Origin of the sequence: Stenotrophomonas sp. A3_2 (genome assembly GCF_036624925.1) — a bacterium.
Taxonomy (GTDB): Bacteria; Pseudomonadota; Gammaproteobacteria; order Xanthomonadales; family Xanthomonadaceae; genus Stenotrophomonas; species Stenotrophomonas hibiscicola.
Genome location: NZ_JAZKVY010000332.1, coordinates 1 through 325, shown reverse-complemented (window position 1 = coordinate 325; position 325 = coordinate 1). Strand labels below are relative to the sequence as shown.

Here is a 325-nt window from a genome sequence, read left to right as displayed (position 1 = left end):
GCCACGATCATTGCCTTTGCCGGATTGCCCGGCGTGCTGCCCGCTATTCCGCTGACGTTTCAGCCCAAGTTGAACCAGGATTTCAGCCAGATCAGCATTCAGCTCGCGCCGGGCGCCACGCTGGATGAAACCCGCGCGGTTGCCGAACGCGTCACCCACCTTATCGAACGCGCGCCAGAGGTCGACAATGCCTTTACCAGCATCAATGTCGGCAACGCGAACGTATTCCTGACGCTGCGCAAGGACCGCAAGCAGACCAGCACCGAATTTGAGCGTGCGTATGCGCCCGAACTCAATCAAATTCCCGATGCGCGGATTTTCTTCC

At 59.1% G+C, this 325-nt stretch carries 1 protein-coding gene; it reads left to right on the top strand.

Annotated features, from left to right (window positions below; genetic code table 11):
* Positions 1 to 325 (top strand): efflux RND transporter permease subunit (locus R5H29_RS15780; protein ID WP_332329435.1); only part of this gene is annotated, 325 nt, incomplete at both ends.